This is a genomic window from Rhodoglobus sp. GW821-FHT12B09 (assembly GCF_058809925.1).
On the sequence record NZ_JBXATB010000005.1, the window covers coordinates 162,785 to 186,613 of the forward strand.

Consider the following 23,829-nt stretch of genomic DNA (forward strand, 5'->3'; position numbering starts at 1 on the left):
GCGGCGCTCACAGCTCGTCCTTCCGTGACCCGCGGAGTTGCACAACGTAGGCGATCACCGCGGTGATGACGCCCATGACGATGGCCACCGTCGCCGAGTAGTTGTACTGCTGCCCCGCGAAGGAGAGGTTGTAGGCGTACATGTTCGGTGTGAAGTAGGTAGTGATGATGTTGGGTGCCAGCGGCTTGAGGATGTTCGGCTCGTTGAACAGCTGGAAGCTGCCGATGATCGAGAAGATCGTCGCGATGACGATGGCCCCGCGGAGGGCGGGGATCTTGATGCTCGTGACGACCCGCATCGGACCGGCGCCGTCGAGCTCCGCCGCCTCGTAGAGATCAGCCGGGATCGTTCGCAGCGCGGAGTAGAAGATCAGCATGTTGTAGCCGACGAACTCCCAGGTGACGATGTTGCCGATCGAGGCGAGAATCCAGTCGCGGGCGAACGGCGTGATGACCTTGGCTCCGACGAAGTCGTTCAGGTTGGCGGCCAGCCCGAAGTTGTCGCCGTACATGAAGCCCCACATGAGCACCGCCACCACGGCGGGCACCGCGTACGGCAGGAACAGGACGATCCGGAAGAAGCCGGATGCCACGAGTCGCGCACTGTCGATGGCGAGGGCCGCGACGAGAGCGATGGCCAGCATGACGGGCACCTGCACTATGAGGAACAGGGCGACCCGCCCGAATGCCTCCCAGAACTGACCGTCAGTGAAGACCGCCGCGTAGTTCTCCAGACCGACGAAGGCGTTGCCGCCCACCAGCTGCTGGCGGAAGAGGCTGAGGTAGATCGAGTACGCCACCGGGGTGATGAAGACCAGGAGGAACACGATCATGAAGGGTGCGACGAAGGTCCATCCCTTCCAATCGCGGCGGGATCGTAGCCGCGCAATAGGCTCCGACGTCGTCGTCATCGCTGCGCTCCTCTGTGCAGTGGGCGAAATGTTTACGTAAACATCTCCGCCGGACAGAGTAGCATGTTCACGTCAACACGCAAGGGGCTCAACGATGACCGCGACCGATCGCACCGCACGAACCGCGCACCGGAGCGCGTCGATGGGGGACGTGGCCAAAGTCGCGGGCGTGTCAGGGCAGACCGTGTCCCGTGTGGTCAACGGCCATACCAACGTCGATGATGCGACGAGACGACGAGTGCTCGCCGCCATGGATGCGGTGGGATACCGCCCCAATCGCGCCGCCAGGGCATTGCGATCCGGCCGGTTCCGGACCATCGGCGTCATCATGTTCACGCTGTCGTCGTTCGGGAACATGCGCACTCTCGACGCGATCGCCATGGCCGCCACCGAGGCCGACTACGCCATCACCCTCCTGCCGGTGGCCCATCCGACGCAGGGCGACATCACCGGCGCACTGAGCCGGCTGAGCGAGCAGGCCGTCGACGGGGTGGTCATCCTCATCGAGGCCCACATGCTCGACCGGATCGACATCGTTCTTCCGCCGGGGGTTCCCGCGGTAGTGATCGACTCGAGCGCCGACTACCCCTTCCCCGTCGTCGACACTGCCCAGGCCGAGGGCGCGCGGTTCGCCACCCAGCACCTCCTCGACCTCGGCCACAAGACCGTCTGGCACCTCGCCGGTCCGATGGACTCGTACTCCGCAGGACGGCGTCTCGACTCCTGGCGCGCGACCCTGGAGGCGCACGGGGCGCCCGTGCCGGACCACCTGGTCGGCGATTGGTCTGCCGAGTCGGGCTACACGCTGGGTCGGATGCTCGCCGCGAACCCTGAGGTCACGGCCATCTTCGCCGCGAACGACCAGATGGCGCTCGGGGTGCTGAGAGCGCTCCACGAATCCGGCCGAGCTGTGCCCGGCGATGTGAGCGTCGTCGGGTTCGACGACATGGATGAGGCCGCGAGCTTCTGGCCGCCGCTGACAACCGTGCACCAGGACTTCACGCGCGTGGGCGAGCACACGGTGGCTGCACTCCTGGCCGAGATCGACGGGCGCCCGGTGCCGCCGCACCTCGACGTGCCGACGACCCTCATCATCCGTGAGAGTTCGGCGCCCCCGCCCTCCGGCGCTTAGCCGGCCACAACTCCTACGGCGCTGAACTCGTGCGTGCCGCTGCCGACCACGTGATGCGCGCCGTCCGGCAACGTGACCTCACAGCTCGTCGACACCGGGACCTCGACCCTCATGGTCATCCGCTCACCGGAGACGGTCCACTCCGAGGAGGCGCGCCCGTACGGCGTCTCGACACTGCCCCGAGCGGAGGTGAGCCCACCGCCGACGACGGGCGCGACGCGGAACGTCCGGTACCCGCCCTCGATGGCCTCAAGGCCCGCGATACGCCGGTAGAACCAGTCCCCCACGGCACCTGCTGCGTAGTGGTTGAACGACACCATGCCACCGTTCGACTCCTTCGCCTCGTCGGTCAGGTCGGCGGTGTTGACGGTACCGTCGGGCCGAAGGGCATCCCATCGCTCCCAGATGGTGGTCCCTCCCGCGACGACCATGTAGAGCCACGAGGGCGCGTCGGTCTTCATCAGCAACCTGTAGGCGTCGTCGACCCTGCCGTTGTCGGACAGCGCGAAGAGCAGGTAGGGGGTTCCCGGGAATCCCGTGGCCAGGTGCCCGCCAGCCTCGTCGATGAGCCGCGACAGGTTCGACGCCATCGTCTCCGTCTCCCGGCCCTCTGTCATGCCGAAGTGGAGGGGGAGCACGTAGGCGGTCTGGAACTCCTTCTTCAGGGTGCCCTGGCCGTCGGTGAGCACGTTGCGGTAGGCCGTCACGATCCGTTTCCGCAATGCCCGGTACTTCTCCGCGTCAGCAGTCTCGCCCAGCAGGTCGGCGATCGCCGCGAGGATTCCGCTGGAGTTCGCGAAGTAGGCGGTGGCGATCCACTTGCCCCGGCCCATCCACTCCCGCACGTTGAGGCCGGGGGCGGTCCAGTCCCCGAACTGGAACGGGAAGCGCCAGATCAGTCGCCGGTCGGGGCGTACGGAGAAGAGTCCGGCCCACCACGTGGCGGCCTTGAGGAACCGCTTCATCGTGCCGTACTGGCGGCGCAGCAGGTTGAGGTCGCCGCGGGCCAGGTACTCCGCCCACGGCACGAGCACCGCGGAGTCTCCCCAGCACGCGGTGGCCAGTACGGGCCAGCTGTCGCCGGCTTGAGGCACGACCATCGGGATGCCGCCGCCCCTCCCCTGTTCGGCCGTGACATCCCTGAGCCACTTGTCGTAGAACCGGCTCGTGTCGAAGTTGTACGACGCTGTCGACGCGAACACCGCGAGGTCGCCGGTCCACCCCTGCCGCTCGTCGCGCTGCGGGCAGTCGGTGGGAATGTCGACGAAGTTGGAGCGGGCGCCCCAGCGGATGGCCTCGTTGAGCTGGTTGAGCAACGGCTCGGAGCAGCTGAACTGACCGGTCTCGCGCAGGTCGGAGTGCAGCACGAGCGCTTCCAGCTCGAGGTCATCGGGGTCGATTCCGGTCATGCCGACGTAGCGGAACCCCATGTAGGTGAGCCGGGGCGAGTACGCCTGGTCGCCGTCGTGGCAGATGTACGTGGCGGTGGCCTTGGCCGTGCGCAACGACGTCACGAAGAGCTCGTCGTCGACCAGCACCTCCGCATGCCGGAACACGACGGTGGCGCCATCCTTCCCCCGGATGCGCGCCCGGATGACGCCGGCGAAATTCTGGCCGAAGTCGTAGACGATTTCGCCGCTCGGGGCGACCGAGCGCGACACCGGGGTCATGACCTGCTGGGCGCGCACGGGGGCGCCGTACTCCGCGATCAGAGCTGGGGACTTGCGGGGCCGCGTGAGATCGGCGCTCTTCCACGCCAGCGACTCCTCGTCGATCCGCGAGTCGTAGGTCTCGCCGTCGTACCACTCCGCCAGCTGGTACCGGCCGCCGGTGGCAACCATCCAGTCCTCGCCGGTGCCGATGACCTCTGTGCTGCCGTCGGCGTACTCCACGTGCACCTCGCAGAGGAACGCCTGCCGGTCGGCGCTGATCTTGCTCTTGCGCTTGTAGTTGAAGGCGCCGACGGCCCACCCGCCCGCGACTACCGCGGCGATCTGGTTCTCGGAGCGGAGCATGGCGGTCACGTCATAGGTCTGGTACTGGATGTGGTGCTCGTACGACGTGAGACCGGGGGCGAAGTACCGGTCTCCGACCTTCTCACCGTTGAGGGCGAGCTCGTACACGCCGAGTGCAGTCGCCTCGATCCACGCGCGGGTGACGTCGTCGCGGAGTGAGAAGGAGCGCCGGAAGACCATGGGGACGGGGGAGGTCTTGTCCGGGACGGTGATCCGCGAGTCGGTGATCCAGCGGGCGGCCCAGGGCTGGGCAAGACGGCCGGTGCGGAATGCAGCCTGTGCTTCCGCGGATTCGCCGCTGGAGCCTCGGGCGGCTACCGTGACGCCGTACTCGGTCCACGGCTCGAGCGCGCCGCCGTAGATCGTGCCGATCTGGTCGGCGGTCTCGACAGACCAGCCCGCGCCGGAGATCGTTGCGGTGGCGAGGGACTCTCCCGGAATGTCTGAGGAGAGGGCGAAGCCGATGCGGGGTGCCGCGTCGGTGACCAGCCCGGCCGCCAGGCCGTCGAGGGTGAGGGAGGTGATCTTCATCGGTTGCCTTTCCGCCAGGCGATCAGTGCCCGGATGCCGCGGATCGGGTGGCCCGTCGCGAGGAGTTCGAGAGCGGCGCCCAGCTCGTAGGGGAAGGTGCCGCCGGAGGACATGGCAAGGGATCGCAGGGACGAGTTCGGCATCATGCGGAACACGAAGTAGGAGTTCTTCACCTTCGACTCCCGGTTCAACGAAGGCTCCTCGGCCAGTGCCGCGCGGTAGTCCTTCTCGACAGCGCCCGTGATGGCGTTGGCCACAAGGCGTCCGAGCAGGGTGCGCCGAGCATCCACCAGTCGCGTGTTCATGGTGAGCCGGCGCGGCTCGTACCGGTCGACAAGGGGGCGGCCCACCAGCGCGGCGAACGCCTGCGGCACGGAGCGGGGCGGCATCGCGTACGCGGCCTCAACCTCCACCGGGTAGGGCGGTGTCGGATCGCTGTGACCGGCCAGAGTGAAGGCCGCGCGCTGGCGGATATCGAGAGCGGACGCCGCCGCGACCAGCTGGTACTCGCCGTTCTGCAGTACCCAGTCATGGCGAAGCACGTCCCAGTACGCGAGGTCTCCGAGCGGGATGGTGACGTCGATCTCGCGGGTCTGCCCCGCCGGGACGTGCACGCGGACGAATCCTCGCAGCTCCTTGTCGGGCATGAAGACGGCAGCGCTGGGCGCGGTCACGTAGAACTGCACGACCTCGTCGCCGTCGAGCGCCCCCGTGTTGGTCACCGCCAGCCGCGCGGTCACCGCCTCGCCGACCTCGACTGTCAGGCCCCCGTACTCGTAGGAGGTGTAGGAGAGGCCGTGCCCGAAGGGGTAGGCGACGTCGGTGCGCGCCTTGTCGTGGAAGCGGTAGCCGACGTAGACCGACTCGTAGTACTTCGCCATGGCGCCGCGGTTGTAGTCGGCGTAGGGGCTCGAGTCCTCGACGCGGCGCACCCAGGTCTCGGCGAGCTTGCCCGACGGGTTCGCCTCGCCGAAGAGCAGCGCGGCGGTGGCGTCCCCGCCGTGCATGCCCGGAAGGTTCATCGTGAGCACGGCCGCAAGCCGATCGGCCATCGGCAGTTCGACGGGCGATCCCGCAAACAGTACGAGCACCACGGGCACACCCGTGGCGATGAGGTCGTCGAGCAGCGCGAGCTGGGCATCGCCGAGGCGCATGTGCGAGCGGTCGAACCCTTCGCTCTCCTCGAAGTCGGTAAGGCCGCCGAAGAAGAGGATTGCCGCGGCGCCCTGGGCTGCGGCGATCGCGCGGTCGTGCATCCCCCTCGTCGACGACCCGTCGAAGGCCGAATAGCCCGGGGCGTAGGTGTACTGAACCCCGCGACGGTCGAAGCCGAGGCGGGGCGAGACCACCTCCGGCGGCGTGATGAGCGACGATCCGGCGCCCTGGTAGCGCATGTGCTCGAACAGCTCGCCCACGACCACGAGACCGGTGGCGGCCGGGTCGAGCGGGAGTATCCCGTCGTTCTCGAGCAGTACCGCACCCTCTCGAGCGATCTGGCCGGAGAGCCGTGCATGGTCCGCGGCGTCGAACTGCAGAGACGGGGCGTCGGGATGCTTCGCCACCAGTGACAGCACGCGAGCAGCCGAGGCTTCCAGCGCAGCGGCCACCGCCGGGTCCCCTTGGGCAGCCTCGGCCAGAGCCCCACGGTTGTGCGGAACCTGTCCCGGCATGTCGAGGTCGCACCCGGCGAGGATGCCCGCCACGCGGTCATCCGTCGCACCCCAGTCAGTCATGACGAGCCCGTCGAAGCCCCACTCATCGCGGAGGATGCCGGTCAGCAGCGCGTGGCTCTCCGACGCGAACGTGCCGTTCAGCCGGTTGTACGAGCACATCACCGTCTCGGGCTCGGCCTCGGTGATGACCCGCTCGAACGCTCTCAGGTAGATCTCGCGCAGGGCGCGCTCGTCAACGATGCTGTCTCCGACGAAACGGAAGTCCTCATTGGAGTTCGCCGCGAAGTGCTTCACCGACGCACCGACCCCCTGCGACTGCAGCCCTCGGACCAGGGCGCTCCCCAGGGCACCGGACACGAGCGGGTCCTCCGAGAAGTACTCGAAATTGCGTCCGCACAGCGGGCTGCGCTTGATGTTGATGCCGGGTCCCAGGATGACGTCGACTCCCGCCGCCCGCGCCTCCTTGGCGATCGCCTCTCCCATCGCGAACGCGTTGCCGAGGTTCCAGCTCGACGCGACGGTCACGGCCGGGGGGAACGCGGTCGACTCCTCGTTCTCACCGATGGCGAAACCTCCCGCCGCCGCCCGAACTTTTCGTACGCCATGGGGTCCGTCGGTCAGGAACAGGCCGCGCACACCCCGTTCGGGCAGGGCATTCGTCTCCCAGGCGTTGACGCCCTCGACGAGGAGCACCTGCTCCTCGATCGCGAGGTCGGCGGCGGTGATGGAGCCGGGAGTCGACATGAGGGCTATCGCACCGATCGGATCTTCAGGACGACGAGTCCGCCCGCAAGGGTGCACGCCGCCGCGACGATGTAGAGCAGCGTGTAGTTCTTCGCGCCATCGGCGAGCACACCCACCGCGAGGAACACCGGTGCGATCAACGGGGCGAAGGCCTGCGGGATCGACGTGGCGAAGCCCGTGATGCCCATGAAGCGCCCGGCATCCGTCTCCTTCTCGGGGAGGACGTCGAGCAGCAGAGCCTGGTCGACGGCCGCGAAGGTGCCGATGCCGAGTGAGACGAGCAGCGAGCCGGTGATGATGAGCGGCAGGGACGGTGCGAGCGCCATGGTGATAGCACCCGCCCCGAAGAACACCGCGCCGATGAGGACGAACACGCGGCGGCGGCGGAAGCGGTCGGACAGGAACCCGCCGCCCAGCGCTCCCGCGGTGGTCGCGAGCACGCCGACACCGCCGAGGGCGGCGATGATCCCGCCCACGTCCGCGATGTCCACGCCGAGGCGGGCGGCGAAGAAGAATGCGGTGAAGGTCGTATTGAGGGTGAGGCCGAAGTAGAAGAGGAAGCGGCCGAGCCAGTTCCACGAGAAGTCGGGGAACTGCCTGGGGTTGTAGACGTACTTCTTGAAGAGGGTTGCGACCGAGAGCCTCACCTCGAATTCGCGGTCGCGGCTGTCCGCCTCGTGGACGAGCGTGACGAACAGGGTGACGAGCACCACGCCGACGGCACCGGGGATGAGGAACAGCAGCAGATTGTCCCGGGTGAAGGAGCTCGCGATGATGACGCCGAAGACGGGGGCGATCTGGGTCGAGAATCCCGTGAGTCCGGCAACCTTGCCTCGCTGCGTTTCCGGAAGCCGGTCAGCGGTGGAGATCTGCAGGTTGCTGAGGACCTGTCCCCAACCGAGCTGCGCGAGTATCCAGCCGGCTCCGAGAAGGAGCACGTTGGGTGCCTGCGCCATGACGAGCAGCGAGATGACGCCGAGGACCATTCCCCCGATCATCCAGGGACGACGACGACCGAGGCGAGTGCGGGTGCGGTCGCTCAAGGTCCCGAACAACGGCGAGGTCAGCATGACGACAAGAGCACCGGCACCGGTGATGTAGCCGAGGTACTCCTCGTGGCCCGGGGCGAGCTGGCCCACGCGCACGGCGAGCGAGATGGCGATGGGGGTGATGAACGCCACGAAGACGCCGAACTGCGCCAGCACCATGAACCAGATGTAGCGCGAGCTGACCTTCGGAAGGTCGTCGCCGGGCTCCGCGATCACGACCGAGGCCGGCGGGGAGGGCAAGGGCGAGGGCGAGGGCGCGATCTCGGGATCGACGGGCGCGGCGTCGGGTGTGGGCATGATGACTCCATTGTCGTGGGGGTGAGGACGTGAACTAGCGCGTGCTAGTGATTGTCCGAGATGCTAGCGTGAGGGAACTAGCGCGCGCAAGTTGGGAGGGTACGATGACGGATCAGCAGGTGAGGAAGCGGGTCACCGCTGCCGATATCGCGCGCTCTCTGGGCATCTCCCGAGCCACCGTCGGCTTCGTGCTCAACGAGACGCAAGGCCAGACCATCTCTCCCACCACCCGCGAGCGAGTGCTCGCTGAAGCGGCTCGGCTGGGGTATCGCCCGCACCTTGCTGCACGCGCCTTGGCGAGCGGCCAGACCAAGATCGTGCTGCTCGTCCTCCCCGACTGGCCGATGGACTACGCCCTGCGCGCTCACCTGGACGAGGCATCCCTCGCGCTGGATGAGGCCGGATACTCGCTCGTGACCATGACGCCGCACTCCGGCGGGCGTGCCCGACCGCTGTGGGAGACCCTGCAGCCCGACATCGTGATGGGCATGATCCCGTTCACGGCGGACGAAGCGGCGCGCATCCGAGCCTCAGGCACTCGGGTCATCTCTCCGGACCAGGCTCCCGCGGGAACGGGGGACGACCTGGAGTTCCAGCTGGGGCCGGAGCTCCAGATCGAGCACCTGGCCTCGCGAGGGCACCGGCAGATCGCCTTCGCGGCGACGGGCGACCCGCGCTTGGCCTACCTCGCGGCCGAGCGCCTCCACCTCGCCCGCGCGACGGCCGATCGGCTCGGGCTCGACTTCCGCTGGGGCGACGTCGACGAGGACAACGCGCGCCACGTCGTGGACGAGTGGGTGGCATCGGGGGTGTCCGCCGTTGCGGCGTACAACGACGACGTCGCCGCCCTCGTCGTGAGTACCGCACTGCGCGCGGGTCTCGAGGTGCCTGCACAGTTGGCCGTCATCGGCCACGACGACACTCCGCTGGCAATGCGGCTCGTGCCGTCGCTCTCAAGCATCCATGTCGATGCAGCGGGGCTCGGGCGATATTTTGCCGCGCTCGCTCTGAACGCAGTCGAGGGGACCCCGGCTCCTGCCGCGTCGCCGGTGACCCGCGCGACGCTTGTGACTCGCGAGTCCACGACGCCACGGCGCAACTAGCCGGCGGGGCACCGCCCTACAGCCTCACCGCCCATTTGACAACGGCTCGCTTTACCCCCGCACCCCGGGCGTACAGTCGTGTACCGCTTCCCGCGAGCGCTATGGGACATGAGGCCCGGATGTTCCGCACGGCACGCCATATCCTGTTCGCCCCGCTCGTCAGCTCCTGGCTGCGCACGTCAACGCACTCGTGGCGCCTCCTCCCGACGCCCGAGGCAAGACCCCGCGCCCACGCTGCCGGGCCGAATGCCGACCGTGTGCTCCTCGTGGGCTCGGGGGTCGCGATGGGCTACGGGGTGACAACCGGCGACTTGGCCCTGGGCGGCTACCTCGCACGCGGGCTCACCTCGGTCACCCGCCGCGGGACTGCGGTGGACACGGTCGCGCGAATGGGCCTGCGGGTCCGCGACTGCGAGGATGTTCTTGCCCGGTCCGCCCTCGGGGGATACGACACGGTAGTTCTGACCCTGGGAACGGACGAGGCTCTGCACCTGCTCACGGCCCGGGCGTTCCGGTCGGACCTGACCCGGTTCCTCGACTGGCTCGATACTGCCGCGCCCGCCCGGCTCGGGGTTGTGGTCGTCGGCATTCCGGACGTGACCTCGATCATGAAGATCCCGCGCCCGTGGGAGGGGCTGGTCCAGCGCTCGTGCGTCCTGCTCGACGCCGAGCTCAAGCGGATCAGCGGCGAGCACGCCCGAGTCACGTACCTGCCGTTCACGCCCGCTCCGGTGGATCTCGAGCGTGACGGCGACCGGCACTTCTACGCCGCGTGGGCGGCCCTCATGACGCCGACGATCGCCCGCGTCCTCGACGCCCAGATCGCTGACCCCCGCGACCCTGCGACGATCCAGGAACTCCGACGGCAGTCGGCCCTCGACGACCTGCACGTACTCGACACCGATCCCGAACCGCGATTCGACCAGATCGTCGCTGACGCACGAGACCTCTTCGGCGTGCGGGGCGCCTCGATCACCTTCATCGACCGCGACCGGCAGTGGTCGAAGTCCGCCATCGGGATGAGCGCGGCAGACTCCCCTCGCCAGAGCGCGCTGGGGGACGCGACGGTGCAGAACGGCAAGCTCTTCGTCGTGGAGGACGTCAGCGCGGATCAGCGTTTCGCCGGCCACCCGTGGGTCGTCGGAGGCTCGGCGATCCGCTTCTTCGCCGGGTTCCCGATCGAGGCCGCCAACGGCGAGCGGATCGGCGCTCTGTGCATCAGCGACAGCCGGCCACGGACGTTCACCGCCGAGGACGACTCCCTGCTCGGATCGCTCGCGCGCCGCGTGCAGCAGGAGCTCTGGGGGCCTCCGGGCGCCTAGCGCAGCGCCTGCGCGCCGATCACCGGAATCGGCGCTCGCCCGCGAAGGCCGACCAGGCGAAGGCCGAGGTCAAGGACACCGTCAAGGACGTCTTCAAGAAGTAGGCGACGCCCGTTCCCAACGGCTACACCGACTCCGGCCGGTTGTCTAGCCGTTGGGCTCGGGCCCTCCGGCGGGTTTCAATGGGGGATGAGCACAGCGGATCAGCGTGCAGCGGCGGAGCAACTGGGCGCCCTCATCTCCCGGTCCACCCAGAGCCGCGCCTGGCTCGAATCGGTGGACGAGACCGGGATGCCCGACTGGCGCAACGACGCGGTCGCGCGCCTCATGGCTCTCACCTACAACCAGTCGATCGAGTACCTCTCGGTCGCGACCCCGGAGAGCGGGGACTGGGATATCGTCGCCTTCACCGACAGCACCGTCGTGTCCATCACCCTCGTCCGGACCTCCACCGGCGTCTCCCACCTGGAGTCGACGGCCTTCCCGCGGAGGTCCTTGGAGAGCCTCGAGCTTCTCGACGTCTCGCCGGTGTCGGACGACGACCAGAAGTGGCCCGGCGAGCTGAATCTGATCGGCCACTACCGCAACGCCACGCTCCGCCTCCCGCTGGACAAGTTCGCCAGCCAGGACAACAAGCGCGACCTCGCCGCGCTCCTCTCCTCCCTCCTCCACGACCTCGCGCACTGACCGCACTTGCGATAGCCCTTCGGGAGTGCTCTCATAAGGCAGACCAGTTTCTGAACCACCCCCACCTCAGGAGACCCATGGGCACGCTCAACTACGCGGATGCCGACAATGTCTCGGTGACCATGACCGATCGACAGCTCGCGCACATCAAGTTCGTCGTCGTCAACAAGCTCCGCAGGGGCGAGCCCTTCACCTTCTCCTGGGACAAGCCCGAATCCGAGGGCGGAGGCCGCGCCAGCATCTGGGTCTCCAAGGAGATCCCGTTGACCTTCGAGTTCGACAGCTCCGAGCCGCACGAGATGAACCGCCAGTGGCTGGAGGAGCTCGCCGCCTCGGCCTCCACGGTGTCCGGGCTCGTGCTCACCGAGGAGCCCGCGAAGCCCTAGGTCATCGGCTCCGGATGAGCAGGTGGAGCTCCCGGATGAGCTCGAGCTGCGAGCGGTTGATCTCGAGCAGCGTCTCGATATCGGTCTTGGCCGCGATGTTGGTCTCGTAGTCGTGCCGTGCCAGCGCTGCGGCGATCGAGTCCTGGCGCTTCGCGGCGATCAGCAGGATCGCGCCCTGCAGGCCCGCCAGCATGCTGAGGAACAGGTTGAGCAGGATGAACGGGTAGACGTCCCACCCCTGGAGCACGGTGTTGACCACCGCCCACAGGATCATGAAGAGCACGAACCCGCCGACGAAGGGCCAGCTGCCCATCACGTTGCGCATCCGGTCCGCCGCACGCTCCCCGCGCGTCAGGTGCTCGACCGTGTCCTCGTGCCAGGTCAGCTCGGGGACGGTGCGCGCGCTGCGCGCGAACTCTTCGATCACCACCGAATGGTCCCCCGCGAAGGGCCCCGACTATCAGGGTCTTTGGTCCCGCGGCTTCTCCACCCGGTGCTGCGCGCCGTAGACCGCGGCCTGGGTCCGGCGCTCCATGCCGAGTTTCGCCAGCAGCCCGGACACGTAGTTCTTGACCGTCTTCTCGGCGAGCTCCAGCTGCTCCCCGATCTGGCGGTTCGTGCATCCCTCGGCAATGAGGTCGAGCACCTGCCGCTCGCGGAGGCTGAGCTCAACCTCGGGCGTTCGCGTCGCCACCGACTCGACGACCCGCCGCGACACCGTCCGGTCGATGAGGCTGCGGCCCGCACTCACCTGCCGGATGCTCTCCAGCAGGCTCTGGCCCTTGATGTCCTTGAGCACGTAGCCCGAGGCACCGGCGAGGACTGCGGTGTAGCTGGCCTCGTCGTCGTCGTAGGCGGTGAGCATGAGGCAGTGGACCTCGGGATGCGCCGACCGGATGTCCCGGCACAGGTCAATGCCGCTCCCGTCCGGAAGGCGCACGTCGAGCACGGCCACGTCCGGCAGGGTGGCCGCGATCCTCGCAAGCCCCTGCCGCGCGGTGCCGGCCTCCCCCACGACCTCCAGGTCGCTCTCGGCATTGATGACATCGGCGACGCCGCGGCGCACGATCTCGTGGTCGTCGACGAGGAACACTCGGATCACTGCTCAGCCTTTCCTGCTGCCGGGGCACTCCACCTTAGGACTGTGCCGCCCGACTCCCGGCGGGCGAGCTCGAACGCTCCGCCGCGCGCCACGGCCCGCTGCTCGAGGTTCGCCGTGCCGCTCGACCGTCTCGAGCCCTCGCCGACGCCCCGGCCGTCGTCCGCGATCTCCACCACGACGAGGTCGCCGCTGACCACTACCGAGACCTCCGTGCGGGTCGCGCCCGCGTGTCGGGCGATGTTGGTCAGCCCCTCGCGGACGACTGCGATGACGTCGTCGGCGAGCCCCGCGTCGATCATGAGGTCGACGGCGCCGCCGAACGTCACGTGGGGGGATTCCGCGAAGAGGTCCGCCGTCTCGGTGATGACGTCGAGCACCCGGTGGCGGAGCTTGGGCGCATCCGTGTCGTCGACGACGTTGAGGGTGAAGATCGCCGTGCGGATCTCGGCGATGGCGGCATCCAGAGCGTCGACCTGCTGGCCGACCCGCGCCCTGAGGGCCGGGTCGCTGATGGAGCCGGCAACGGCCTGAAGACTGAGGCCCGCTCCGAACAGGCGCTGGATGACGTGGTCGTGCAGGTCGCGGGCAATGCGGCCGCGGTCCTCGAGGATCGCGAGGCGCGCCCGGTCGGCGCGACCCGCCGCGAGGGTCAGGGCGACGCTGGCCTGCCCGGCGAAGTCCGCGGCCATCTCGAGATCCGCCGGGGTGAACGCTGCTCGCCCGCTCGAGCGCGACACCGTCAGCACTCCGGGGGGAGCGCCGGCGGAGGCGAACGGAATCGCCAGGGAGGGACCCAGTCGCAGCGTCGGATCGACGCTGCTCAGCGACCCCGCGTCGGACATCGTCGGCTGCCCGCTCTCGTGCGCCTGGCCCGCGAGGGTGCCCGCTGTGTCGAACACCACACCGGCGTAGCGCTCGGCGAGCGCGCCCCGGGCCACCACGACCGACATCTCCGTGCCCGTGGCGGGGAGGGCGATGCACACCAGCTCGGCGTCGGCGAGCTGGGCGACCCGGTCGGCGAGGATGCCGAGGGAGTCGTCCGTCTCCTCCGACAGCAGCGCGGCCGTGACCTCTGCCGAGGCGGCGGACCAGCGCTGCCGCCGCTGGCTCTCGTCGAAGAGGCGGGCGTGGTCGATGGCGGCTCCCGCACTCGCGGCGAGGGCGCTGAGCAGTTCCTGGTCCTCGGCGCTGAAGGGGCCGTCTGCCCGCTCGGTCAGGTAGAGGTTGCCGAACACCTCCCCGCGGACGCGCACGGGAACCCCCAGGAAGCTCTCCATCGGCGGATGGTGCGCGGGGAAGCCGCTCGAGCGGGGATCGTCCCGCAAGTGCTCGAGGCGGATCGGCTCCTGGTCCTGGATGAGGGCGCCGAGCAGCCCGTGCCCCTCCGGCAGGTGCCCGATCTCGTGGGCGAGCTCCTCGCTGACCCCGACATGGATGAACTGCGCGAGCGAGCCGTCCGGTGCGATCACTCCGATCGCGCCGTACCGGGCGCCCACGAGCTCCACCGCGGCGGCGACGATGGTGCGCAGGACGGCAGGGAGCTCGAGCTCGCTGGAGACGGAGCGGCTTGCCTCGAGGAGGCTCCGGAGGCGGCCCTGAGTGGCCAGCACCTCCTGGGCCGACGCCACGAGGTCGTTGATGACGCGGTCAAGACGGCCTCTCGGGGCATCCGGAAAGGCAAGAGGAGTGTGCTGTTCGGTCATTACGGTCTCCACGCCTCGGCGGTGGTCTGGCACCAGCGGGACTTTCGACCCTGCTGGGATCGCCGAGTCGTTGAGAGTCTTGCACACACGAGACGAGAGGGGACGAGATGGTCGAGCGGATCGTCGTGGGCATCGACGGCTCGGGCCCGAGTGCCGCGGCACTTGTCTGGGCCGTGAAGCGCTCCCGCACCACGCATCCCGAGCTCGTCCTAGTGCACGTCGTCGACGATGAGTGGGGAGAGCTCGGCCCTGAGCACACGGCGGAGCTGGAGCGGGCCGGGCGCGCCCTTCTGGCGGAGGCGCACGGAACGGCAGAGGCCTCGGGGGCCTCCGTCCGCGTCGCGCTGGAGCTGGGCTCGCCGGCCTCGAAGCTGGCCGACGCGGCGCGCCCCGGTGACCTCCTGGTGATCGGCTCGCACAAGACCGGCTACGTCCGGGGCCGCGTGCTGGGCACGCGGAGCGTGGTGGTGGCATCCCTGTCACGCTCGAGCGTGGTGGTCATACCCGAGGACAACCTCGCCCACCGCCAGGGCGTGGTCGTCGGCGTGGTCCCGGGCGCGGACTGCCATGCGGCGATCGTCGCCGGGGCGTCCGAGGCTCAGGCCCTCCACCAGGAGCTGACCCTCATCCACTGCGCGCCTGACCGGCCCGAGGCCGTCGAGGCGGGCAAGACCCTCCTGGCGGCGGCGGTCGAGCTCGCGCTCACCACAGCGCCCGGCATCGTGGTCAGGCGCCGGATGTCTCACCGCGCGTGCTCTGACACGCTGCTCGACGCGAGCCGGTCCGCCGCCCTCCTCGTGCTCGGCGCCTCCCGCGGCGGCACTGACCGGCCCGGATCCATCGGCTCCGTCACGCACGAGGTGCTGCTCAACCTGACCTCGGCCGTGATGGTCGCACGCTGACGCAGGCGCCGGTCGTCATCGGATGACGGCGATCGTGGTCGGCGCGGAGAGCACGAGGTCCTCGCTGGTCGACCCGAGCCAGGCCTTCTCGAAGCCGTGGCGGCCGTGACTGCCGACCACCAGCATCCGCGCGCCCAAGGCGAGGTCGTAGAGGACCTCGGACGCCCGGCCGAACACCACCTCGGAGTGGACCTGCAGGTCGGGATAGCTCCCCGCCAGGCCCGCGACGCACTCCGCCAGCATGCGCCGCTCCTCGTCCTCCTCCTGGGCGGGCCAGGCCGGGATGTCCTGGTCCGTCCACGGCCGGGGCGCGTTCCAGGAGTGGACCACCGTGAGATCCTCGCCGAGGCGGTCGGCCTCGCTCGCGGCGAACGCCAGCGGCGCCGCCGAGGTGATGGAGTCGTCGACGCCGACGACGATGCCCTGGCCGGGCGCTGTGCGGTGCGGCACGACCACTGCCGACACCGAGCTGCGGCCCGCGATGCGAGCGGCCAGAGTGTTCGGCCGCGGACGGTCGGGGTGCTTCGCGTGATGGGTGCCGAGCACGATCAGGTGCGCACCCTCGCCGCGCTCCACGAGAAGGTCGACCGCGCGGCCCAGGGCGACGCTGGAGCGCACGACCAGGCCGCTGCGGTCTGAGGCGCGCGCCGCGACGTCGCGGACCTGCTCCTCGGCCGCCAGGAGCGCGGCCTCCGCGAACGGTTCGGGATTGGTCCGCCAGCTGAGGTCCACCACGTGGACGAGCTCGATCTCGGCGGGCACTGCGGGCGCGTACTCGAGCGCCCAGTCGATGGCGGGGTAGTCGGCCTTGGGTCCGCCGACGGCGACGATAACGCGCGGTGAGGTTGTCATGCTGCAACTTTCGGGCCCGCGGGCGCTGCGGGGCAGGGCCGAACGTCCCGGGACCTTCGGCCCTGTAGTGCGCGAGCGGCCGCGCCTACCGTCGCCTCATGACCGATATCGCCGAGCACGACGTGGCCCTCCGCCAGGACTTCCCCCTGCACGCAGTCGACGCCTGGTGGCGCGCCGCGAACTACCTCACGGCGGGCGAGATCTACTTGAGGGAGAACGCGCTGCTGCGGCGACCGCTGCAGGCCTCCGACATCAAGCCACGGCTCCTCGGGCACTGGGGCACCTCGCCGGCGCTCAACCTCATCTACGCCCACCTGAACCGGCTCATCGTGCATCGCGGGTGCGAGGTCCTCTACATCGCGGGCCCGGGGCACGGCGGCCCCGCCATGGTCGCCAACGCCTGGCTCGACCACACCTACTCCGAGCTGTACCCCCGTGTGGGCCAGGACGAGGCGGGGATGCGCGCACTCTTCCGCCAGTTCTCGGCGCCCGGCGGCATCCCGTCGCACGCCTCCCCCGACACTCCGGGGTCCATCCACGAGGGCGGCGAGCTCGGCTACTCGCTCGTGCACGCCTACGGCGCGGCCCTCGACAACCCGCAGCTCCTCGTTGCCTGCGTCATCGGCGACGGCGAGGCCGAGACCGGAACACTCGCCGCGAGCTGGCACCTCAACAAGTTCATCAACCCCGACACGGACGGAGCGGTGCTGCCGATCCTGAACCTCAACGGGTACAAGATCGCCAATCCGTCGGTGCTCGCGCGCATCCCCGAGGCCGAGCTGCTCGACCTGTTCCGGGGATACGGGTACGCGCCGATCATCGTGTCGGGCGGGTTCGACGGGGAGGACCCGATGGTCGTCCACGCCCAGCTCGCCTCCGCCCTGGAGCGCGCGGTCGACCGGATCGCCGCCATCAGGCGCGCGGCACGCAGCCCTGAGCCCGCCGCACGACCGGCCTGGCCCATGATCATCCTCCGCACCCCGAAGGGCTGGACCGGCCCGCGCGAAGTGGACGGCGTTCCCGTTGAGGGCACCTGGCGCGCGCACCAGGTGCCGCTCGCCGAGGTCCGCGAGAATCCCGACCACCTGCGGCAGCTCGAGGCGTGGCTGCGCAGCTACCGTCCGGAGGAGCTGTTCGACGAGGACGGCAGCCCCAGGGCCGAGCTCTCCCTGATCCGACCCCGCGGCTCTCACCGGATGAGCGCGCAGCCCGCGGCGAACGGCGGGGAGAGCCTCGTCAACCTCGTGACCCCCGACCTCGCGCTCCACGCCATCGACCGCGCCGGGAGTCGCGGGAACACCGCGGAGGCGACGAGGGTGCTCGGCCGCTGGCTCGCCGATGTCATCAGCCTCAACCCCAAGACCTTCCGCATCTTCGGCCCCGACGAGACCGCGTCCAACCGGCTCGACGCCGTCTACGAGGTCACCGCCAAGCAGTGGTACGGCACGGTCGAGCCGACCGACGAGCACCTCGCCCGCGAGGGCCGCGTGATCGAGATCCTGAGTGAGAACCTCGTCGAGGGCCTCCTCGAGGGCTACCTGCTCACCGGTCGCCACGGGCTCATGAACTCCTACGAGGCGTTCATCCACGTCGTCGACTCGATGTTCAACCAGCACGCGAAGTGGTTGGAGGCATCGGCGGAGATCCCGTGGCGGCGGCCCGTGGCATCCCTCACCTATCTACTCAGCTCGCACGTGTGGCGGCAGGACCACAACGGGTTCTCCCACCAGGATCCGGGCTTCCTCAACCACGTCGTCACGAAGAGCCCCGGCATCGTCCGGGTGTACCTGCCGGTCGACGCGAACAGCCTCCTGGTGACCGCGGAGCACTGCCTCGCCAGCCGCGACTACATCAACGTGATCGTGGCGGGCAAGCAGCCGGCGCCGGTGCTCCTCAGCCTCGACGAGGCGCGGAGCCACGGCGCGAGGGGAATCGGGATCTGGGACTGGGCGGGCACCGAGCGCGCGGGCTGGGAGCCCGACGTGGTCGTGGCCTGCGCGGGCGACGTGCCGACGCTCGAGGCGCTCGCCGCCGTGGACCTGCTCCGCACAAGCATCCCGGACCTGCGGATCCGCTTCGTGAACGTCGTCGACCTCATGCGCCTCCAGGCCGCCGACCAGCACCCCCACGGACTGCCGGACGCCGACTTCGACGCGGTGTTCACCACGGACAAGCCGGTGGTGTTCGCCTTCCACGGCTACCCCGCGCTCATCCACCAGCTCGCCTACCGGCGCACGAACCACGCGAACTTCCACGTGCTCGGCTTCCGCGAGAAGGGCACCACGACGACCCCGTTCGACATGCTCATGCTGAACGACCTCGACCGGTACCGCATCGCGATGGACGTCATCCGGCGCGTGCCGGGTCTCGAGCAGCGCCACGGGGGCCTCGTCGAGCACCTCGCCGACGAGCGCACCCGCCTGCGCGCCTACGCCTACGAGAACGGCGAGGACAGCCCGGATGTCACGGGCTGGCAGTTCCTCCGCAGCCGGAGCGTCCCCGACCTGCCGGACCGCGCCGTCCGCGACGAGCTCGACCTCTAGGAGGACGGACATGCCCGAGTACACGATGCCCCTGGATCCGGGCGAGGCCTGGAGCCAGCTGCGCAGCAGGAGCTTCGGACGGCTCGCCGTGAGCCACGACGGCCAGCCTGACATCTTCCCGGTGAACTTCCTCGCCGACGGCACGACGATCATCTTCCGCACCGAGGAGGGCACCAAGCTCGAGCGGATCGACGAGAACTCCCACGTCGCCTTCGAAGCCGACGACGTCACGGCGGAGCGCGCCTGGAGCGTCGTCGTGAAGGGCACCGCCGCCCGGATGGACGACGCGGCCGTGGAGGCCGCCCGCCACGCCCCGCTGTGGACGTGGGCGCCCGAGCCCAAGGACGTCTTCATCCGCATCAGGCCGACCGAGGTCACCGGTCGTCTTTTCAACCGCAAGCACTAGGAGAACCGCATGGCCATGGAACCCACCCCCGGGCGCTTCATCGACAAGACCGCCGTCGTCACCGGCGCGGGCTCGGGCATCGGGCGGGCTACCGCGCTGCGCCTCGCCAAGGAGGGCGCGCGCGTCATCGCCACCGACATCAGCGCCGAGCGGCTGAAAGACCTGATGGACCACGCGGAGGGCCTGGACATCACCACCGTCGTCGGCGACGTGAGCGCGCAGCCGACTGTCGACGCGGTGCTCGAGGCCGCGGAGGGGCACGTGGACGCCCTCGCGAACGTCGCCGGCATCATGGACGGCTTCCTCCCGCCCGCCGAGATCGACGACGACACCTGGCAGCGGGTCATGGACGTCAACGTCACCGCGGTCATGCGACTGACCCGGGCCGTCCTGCCGTCCATGATCAACGTCGGGCACGGCTCGATCGTGAACGTCGCGTCTGAGGCGGGCCTGCGGGGCTCGGCAGCGGGCACCGCCTACACGACGTCGAAGCATGCGGTGATCGGCTTCACCAGGAGCACCGCCTTCTTCTACACTCCGAACGGGATCCGCTGCAACGCAGTAGCGCCCGGCGGGGTCGCCACGAACATCGAGGCCCCATTCAACTCCCAGTTCGCCGGCGAGCGCCTCGGACCGTACATGCAGGTGAACGTGCCGCCGATCGCCAGCGCCGAAGAGCTCGCGGCCGCCATCACGTGGCTGCTCAGCGACGACGCGACGAACGTGTCGGGCGCGGTGCTGCCGAGCGACGGCGGCTGGGCAGCGATCTGATGGCACCTGCCGCGAGGCTGCGGAGCGCCGCCTTCTGGGGCGCGCTCGTCATCACCGTGTTCAACACCGTCTCGGCCGTCGGCGGCGGCATCGGGATGCTCGCCACCGACGGTCTCGGAATGCCGCGCGAGGCGCTCGCGGGCAGCCCCTTCGACTCGTTCACGGTTCCCGCCCTCGTCCTCATCGTCGTCGTCGGCGGCACGCAGGCCCTCGCCGCGGCGCTCCTCCTCGCGCGGAGGGAGGCTGCGCTGGTCTGGACGGCCGTCGCGGGCTTCGGGATGCTCGTCTGGATCTTCGTCGAGACCATCGTGATCCGCGGCGGCTCCTGGCTGCAGGTGCTCTACTTCACCACCGGAGCAGCACAGCTGGTGCTCGTGCTGGCGCTCCTGGGCGCGGTCCGCTGGCTCCCGCGAGCACCGCTGCGCCCCGCGCTCCGCGGGTCCGGCGGGAGCTGACCGGTCGCTGTCCTCGGCGGATCAAAGGGCAGCGACCGGTCGTCATGGGGCGGGTACGGACGATCGGCGAGCAGCCGTCGACCGCACCGTGAGCCAGATGGTCAGACCGAAGACCAGGAGCGCCAGCGGCACGTGCACGCCGATCCAGCCGTCCTGCTCCGCGTCGGTGATGAGGTGCCCGATCACGGTCTGCACCGCGACGAGCACGGCCAGGGCCACCGACCCCCCCACCAGCGCTCGGGAGGCCCGCCGGTAGGCGACGAGACCGACCACGGCCGTGGCAACCGCGAGCAGGAGCGTGACGTACCCGACCATGTCGTGGACCTCGATCCAGCCGTCCCGCCCCTCCTGCGAGACGAACTCGCCGGCGGTGACGGCCTGGCAGAGGATCGCCAGCGAGGTGGCGCCCGCCAGCGGGGCGAACGCCCGCGCAAGGGGCGCAAGCGGAGCGATGGGTGTGCGTTCGGTCACGGTGTGCCTTTCATTCTGTGGTGGGCTTCAGCTGAGGATGAGTGCCTGCACCCACTCGAGGCGCCACTGCGCGACGAGGGCGACCGCCAGGTAGACGAGCACGTCGACGAGGACCAGCCAGCGGGAGAGCGCAGCCCCGGCGCGACGGAGCGCGGGGCCGAAGACGCCGCGCTCGGCGTTCCTGCCGGTGAGGACGAGGAACATCGGGATCACGACCGACCAGGTGAGCATGCAGTAGGGGCAGAGGGTGCCGAGCGCGAAAATGCTCTGCGCCATGAGCCAGACGACGAACGCCATGGCGCCGGCCACCCCCGCGGAGAAGGCGATCCAGAACCAGCGCGCGAACTGCGCGCCGGCGAGCAGGGCGACGCCCACGGCGATCGGTGCGACGAAGCCGGCCAGGCCGAGGATCGGGTTGGGGAACCCGAGCAGCGAGCCCTGCCACGACTCGAGGTTGCGCCCGCACTGCACGAGCACCGTGAAGTTGCAGTCGAGGTCGGCGGCCGGATGCACGAGGATCTCGAGCTTGTCGAGGGTCAGCCGGAACGCGGCGAACCAGCCGATGACGCCGGTCACGATGAGCGTGACGGCGAGTGCCACCTCGCGCGGTCCCGTCGCGACTGCGTTCCGTTCATCCACTGGCTGCCTCCACCCGAAGCCAATCGGGTGAGCGGTCGTCAGTCGAGGGCCTTAAGTCCTACGGGCTAGCCGCCGACGTGGATGGCCGGGCGCCGCGAGACATCCTTCTCGACCTCTCGCAGGATCTCCCGAACGACGGGGGCGGTGTCGCCCCGGCCCAGGATGAGGTAGCGGAACAGGTGTCCGATGGGGTTGCCCTCTGCCCACTCGAAGTAGCAGTGGGGCCGGATGCCGGTCGCGTCCCTCAGGGCGATCAGCACGGCGGCGATCGCGTTGGGCACCGCCGGGCTCTCGACGCGGAGGACGCTGTACCCGCCGATCGTGGTCCCGCGCACGACGAGCACGCGGTTGAACTGCGAGGGGTCGACGACGTCGATCTCCAGGAAGAGCACGTTCGCCGCCCCCGGCACGGGGTTCATCCCGCGCTGGGCAGCCTCCTTCTCCTCGTACTCCGCCTCGTCACCGGCCTGGCGCTGGTTGGCGATGACGTTGAGGCCCCGGCCGTTGTCGAGAACATCGTCGATGAGTGCTTTCGCCTCCGCGTCGAACTCGATCCGGTCGACACGCAGCTCGGTGGTGCGCGAGATGCGGGAGATGAGCGAGATCACGATGATGCCGCCGATGAACAGGCCGGAGATGGCGATGCCGTCCGGCTTGGCGATCACGTTCGAGACCAGGGCGTAGGCGAGCACCAGCGAGAGCACCGTGAATCCGGCCCCTGCGGCGCGCTGTCTCTTGCCGAAGGCCGAGATCGTCACCGCGACCGACCCCGAGACCATCATCGCGAGGATTCCCGTCGCGTACGCGCCGGCCTGGGCGTTGACGTCCGCGCGGAACGCGATAGTGATGATGATGCTCACGGCCGTGTAGACGAGCACCACCGGGCGGACGGCGCGGCTCCAGTCCGGCGCCATCCCGTAGGCGGGGAGGTACCGGGGCACGATGTTGATGAGGCCGGCCATGGCCGAGGCGCCGGCGAACCACAGGATGAGGATGCTGCTGACGTCGTACACGGTGCCGAAGCCGTTGCCCAGCAGCTCGTGGGCGAGGTAGGCGAGGGCCCGGCCGCTCGCCGCTCCGCCCGCCTGGAACTGGGCGGGCGGGATGAGGACGGTCGTGATGAAGCTCGTACCGATGAGGTACACGCTCATGATCAGTGCTGCCGTGGTGAGGAGCCGCTTCGTGTTCCGGATGCGCGAGGCCAGCAGCTCGGCCGGGGTCGTCCCCTTGCTGGCCACGAGCGGCATCATGCTCACGCCCGTCTCGAACCCGGAGAGCCCCAGCACGAGCAGGGGGAACGCGATCGCGGCGGTGCGGACCGCATCCAGCACCGTGCCGTGCGACTCGCCGAGGCGCGCCGTCCAGTCGGTGAGGACGGAGGGGTCGTTGACGACCTGCACGATCCCGGCGACCACGACGACGGCGTTGACCAGCAGGAACAGCGCGACGAGGGGGATGGCGACCACCACGGCCTCGCTGAAGCCGAGGAGGAACACGAACCCGAGGATGAGCAGCAGCACGATGGTCACCGCGACGGCCTGCCCGGAGAGGAACGGGGGCGCGTAGGGGTTCTCCAGCAGGTGCACGGACGCGTCGGCGGCGGAGAGCGTGATCGTGATGATCCAGGAGGTGGCGACGAAGCCGATGAGCACGAGGACGAAGATCTTTCCCCGCCAGAACGGGAGTAGGCGCTCGAGCATGGCCACCGAGCCCTGGCCGTGGGGGCTCTCCTTGGCCACCCGCCGGTACATCGGGAGCATGCCCAGGAGGGTGAGCGCCACGATGAGCAGGGTGGCCAGCGGAGAGAGCGCGCCGGCCGCGAGCGCGGCGATGCCCGGCAGGTAGGAGAGCGACGAGAAGTAGTCGACGCCGGTGAGCGTCATGACCTTCCACCAGGAGTGCGTTCTCGCCGTGGACTCTCCCGCCTCGGGCCCCTCGGGTGCTACGCGGTTCGCCAGCAGCCAGGTGGCAAGACGGCCCTCTCGGGGTCCTCTCGGCTGGTGGAGCGTGATGTGGTCAGGTATGACCGGGGCGGGCTTTCGCTGTGCCATCAGACCCTTGTTCTCGTGGGGCGCCGGGTGCGCAGAAGCTGACACTACCCCCTCGCCGTTCACCGAGTGGCCGTATCCTGCCCTC

At 69.4% G+C, this 23,829-nt stretch carries 21 protein-coding genes; 10 read left to right on the top strand and 11 right to left on the bottom strand.

Going from position 1 to position 23,829, the window contains the following annotated elements:
* Positions 1-7: 7 nt before the first annotated feature.
* A complete protein-coding gene (locus AC1RTC_RS11805; RefSeq protein ID WP_493155864.1) occupies positions 8-910 on the bottom strand; it encodes a carbohydrate ABC transporter permease in 903 nt (300 codons plus the stop codon).
* A gap of 94 nt (positions 911-1,004) precedes the next feature.
* Here AC1RTC_RS11805 and AC1RTC_RS11810 point away from each other — a divergent pair, with 94 nt between their 5' ends.
* On the top strand, positions 1,005-2,042 hold the full coding sequence (locus AC1RTC_RS11810; RefSeq protein ID WP_493155865.1) for a LacI family DNA-binding transcriptional regulator: 1,038 nt from the start codon (positions 1,005-1,007) through the stop codon (positions 2,040-2,042).
* Here AC1RTC_RS11810 and AC1RTC_RS11815 read toward each other — a convergent pair.
* Genes AC1RTC_RS11815 through AC1RTC_RS11825 form a run of 3 tightly spaced genes read right to left on the bottom strand, consistent with a single transcriptional unit; the run spans position 2,039 to position 8,351 of the window.
* Entirely contained in the window at positions 2,039-4,588 is a 2,550-nt protein-coding gene (locus AC1RTC_RS11815) for a family 78 glycoside hydrolase catalytic domain (protein WP_493155868.1), read from the bottom strand. The genes AC1RTC_RS11810 and AC1RTC_RS11815 overlap by 4 nt on opposite strands.
* Complete coding sequence (locus tag AC1RTC_RS11820) at positions 4,585-7,005, bottom strand: glycoside hydrolase family 3 C-terminal domain-containing protein (protein WP_493155870.1); 2,421 nt, start codon at positions 7,003-7,005, stop codon at positions 4,585-4,587. The genes AC1RTC_RS11815 and AC1RTC_RS11820 overlap by 4 nt, the downstream gene beginning before the upstream one ends.
* Before the next feature lie 5 nt (positions 7,006-7,010).
* Positions 7,011-8,351, bottom strand: a complete 1,341-nt coding sequence (locus AC1RTC_RS11825) for an MFS transporter (RefSeq protein ID WP_493155872.1) — start codon at positions 8,349-8,351, stop codon at positions 7,011-7,013.
* Between the two features lie 104 nt (positions 8,352-8,455).
* Here AC1RTC_RS11825 and AC1RTC_RS11830 point away from each other — a divergent pair, with 104 nt between their 5' ends.
* The 4 genes from AC1RTC_RS11830 (at position 8,456) to AC1RTC_RS11845 (ending at position 11,849) form a co-directional block, all read left to right on the top strand.
* Positions 8,456-9,454, top strand: a complete 999-nt coding sequence (locus AC1RTC_RS11830; protein WP_493155874.1) for a LacI family DNA-binding transcriptional regulator — start codon at positions 8,456-8,458, stop codon at positions 9,452-9,454.
* A gap of 119 nt (positions 9,455-9,573) precedes the next feature.
* Positions 9,574-10,776, top strand: coding sequence for a GAF domain-containing protein (locus tag AC1RTC_RS11835; protein WP_493155876.1), 1,203 nt, complete (start codon positions 9,574-9,576; stop codon positions 10,774-10,776).
* A 189-nt stretch (positions 10,777-10,965) separates the two neighbouring features.
* A complete protein-coding gene (locus tag AC1RTC_RS11840) occupies positions 10,966-11,463 on the top strand; it encodes a hypothetical protein (protein WP_493155878.1) in 498 nt (165 codons plus the stop codon).
* Between the two features lie 77 nt (positions 11,464-11,540).
* On the top strand, positions 11,541-11,849 hold the full coding sequence (locus tag AC1RTC_RS11845; protein WP_493155880.1) for a DUF7882 family protein: 309 nt from the start codon (positions 11,541-11,543) through the stop codon (positions 11,847-11,849).
* A gap of 1 nt (position 11,850) precedes the next feature.
* On the opposite strand, the gene AC1RTC_RS11850 is transcribed toward AC1RTC_RS11845, so the two are convergent.
* The 3 genes from AC1RTC_RS11850 to AC1RTC_RS11860 are packed head-to-tail and all read right to left on the bottom strand — an operon-like array spanning position 11,851 to position 14,654.
* Complete coding sequence (locus AC1RTC_RS11850; protein ID WP_493155882.1) at positions 11,851-12,276, bottom strand: DUF1003 domain-containing protein; 426 nt, start codon at positions 12,274-12,276, stop codon at positions 11,851-11,853.
* A gap of 33 nt (positions 12,277-12,309) precedes the next feature.
* Entirely contained in the window at positions 12,310-12,951 is a 642-nt protein-coding gene (locus AC1RTC_RS11855; RefSeq protein WP_493155884.1) for a response regulator, read from the bottom strand.
* Positions 12,948-14,654, bottom strand: coding sequence for a sensor histidine kinase (locus AC1RTC_RS11860; RefSeq protein ID WP_493155885.1), 1,707 nt, complete (start codon positions 14,652-14,654; stop codon positions 12,948-12,950). The genes AC1RTC_RS11855 and AC1RTC_RS11860 overlap by 4 nt, the downstream gene beginning before the upstream one ends.
* 107 nt (positions 14,655-14,761) lie before the next feature.
* On the opposite strand from AC1RTC_RS11860, the gene AC1RTC_RS11865 reads away from it, so the two are divergent.
* Positions 14,762-15,556, top strand: coding sequence for a universal stress protein (locus tag AC1RTC_RS11865; protein WP_493155887.1), 795 nt, complete (start codon positions 14,762-14,764; stop codon positions 15,554-15,556).
* Positions 15,557-15,571: 15 nt separating this feature from the next.
* On the opposite strand, the gene AC1RTC_RS11870 is transcribed toward AC1RTC_RS11865, so the two are convergent.
* Positions 15,572-16,408, bottom strand: coding sequence for a universal stress protein (locus tag AC1RTC_RS11870; RefSeq protein ID WP_493155889.1), 837 nt, complete (start codon positions 16,406-16,408; stop codon positions 15,572-15,574).
* 98 nt (positions 16,409-16,506) lie between these two features.
* On the opposite strand from AC1RTC_RS11870, the gene AC1RTC_RS11875 reads away from it, so the two are divergent.
* From AC1RTC_RS11875 to AC1RTC_RS11890, 4 genes are read left to right on the top strand one after another with little or no spacing between them, the layout of a single operon-like run.
* Positions 16,507-18,951, top strand: a complete 2,445-nt coding sequence (locus AC1RTC_RS11875; RefSeq protein WP_493155890.1) for a phosphoketolase family protein — start codon at positions 16,507-16,509, stop codon at positions 18,949-18,951.
* Between the two features lie 10 nt (positions 18,952-18,961).
* Positions 18,962-19,357 carry a pyridoxamine 5'-phosphate oxidase family protein gene (locus AC1RTC_RS11880; protein ID WP_493155892.1) on the top strand — a complete coding sequence of 132 codons (396 nt, stop codon included), beginning with the start codon at positions 18,962-18,964 and terminating at the stop codon, positions 19,355-19,357.
* 15 nt (positions 19,358-19,372) lie between these two features.
* A complete protein-coding gene (locus tag AC1RTC_RS11885) occupies positions 19,373-20,128 on the top strand; it encodes an SDR family NAD(P)-dependent oxidoreductase (RefSeq protein WP_493155996.1) in 756 nt (251 codons plus the stop codon).
* Complete coding sequence (locus tag AC1RTC_RS11890; protein WP_493155894.1) at positions 20,128-20,583, top strand: hypothetical protein; 456 nt, start codon at positions 20,128-20,130, stop codon at positions 20,581-20,583. The genes AC1RTC_RS11885 and AC1RTC_RS11890 overlap by 1 nt, the downstream gene beginning before the upstream one ends.
* 42 nt (positions 20,584-20,625) lie before the next feature.
* On the opposite strand, the gene AC1RTC_RS11895 is transcribed toward AC1RTC_RS11890, so the two are convergent.
* The 3 genes from AC1RTC_RS11895 to AC1RTC_RS11905 form a co-directional block, all read right to left on the bottom strand.
* Entirely contained in the window at positions 20,626-21,054 is a 429-nt protein-coding gene (locus AC1RTC_RS11895) for a hypothetical protein (RefSeq protein ID WP_493155896.1), read from the bottom strand.
* A 27-nt stretch (positions 21,055-21,081) separates the two neighbouring features.
* Positions 21,082-21,693, bottom strand: coding sequence for a vitamin K epoxide reductase family protein (locus AC1RTC_RS11900; protein ID WP_493155898.1), 612 nt, complete (start codon positions 21,691-21,693; stop codon positions 21,082-21,084).
* 65 nt (positions 21,694-21,758) lie between these two features.
* On the bottom strand, positions 21,759-23,744 hold the full coding sequence (locus tag AC1RTC_RS11905; protein WP_493155900.1) for an APC family permease: 1,986 nt from the start codon (positions 23,742-23,744) through the stop codon (positions 21,759-21,761).
* Positions 23,745-23,829 lie beyond the last annotated feature (85 nt).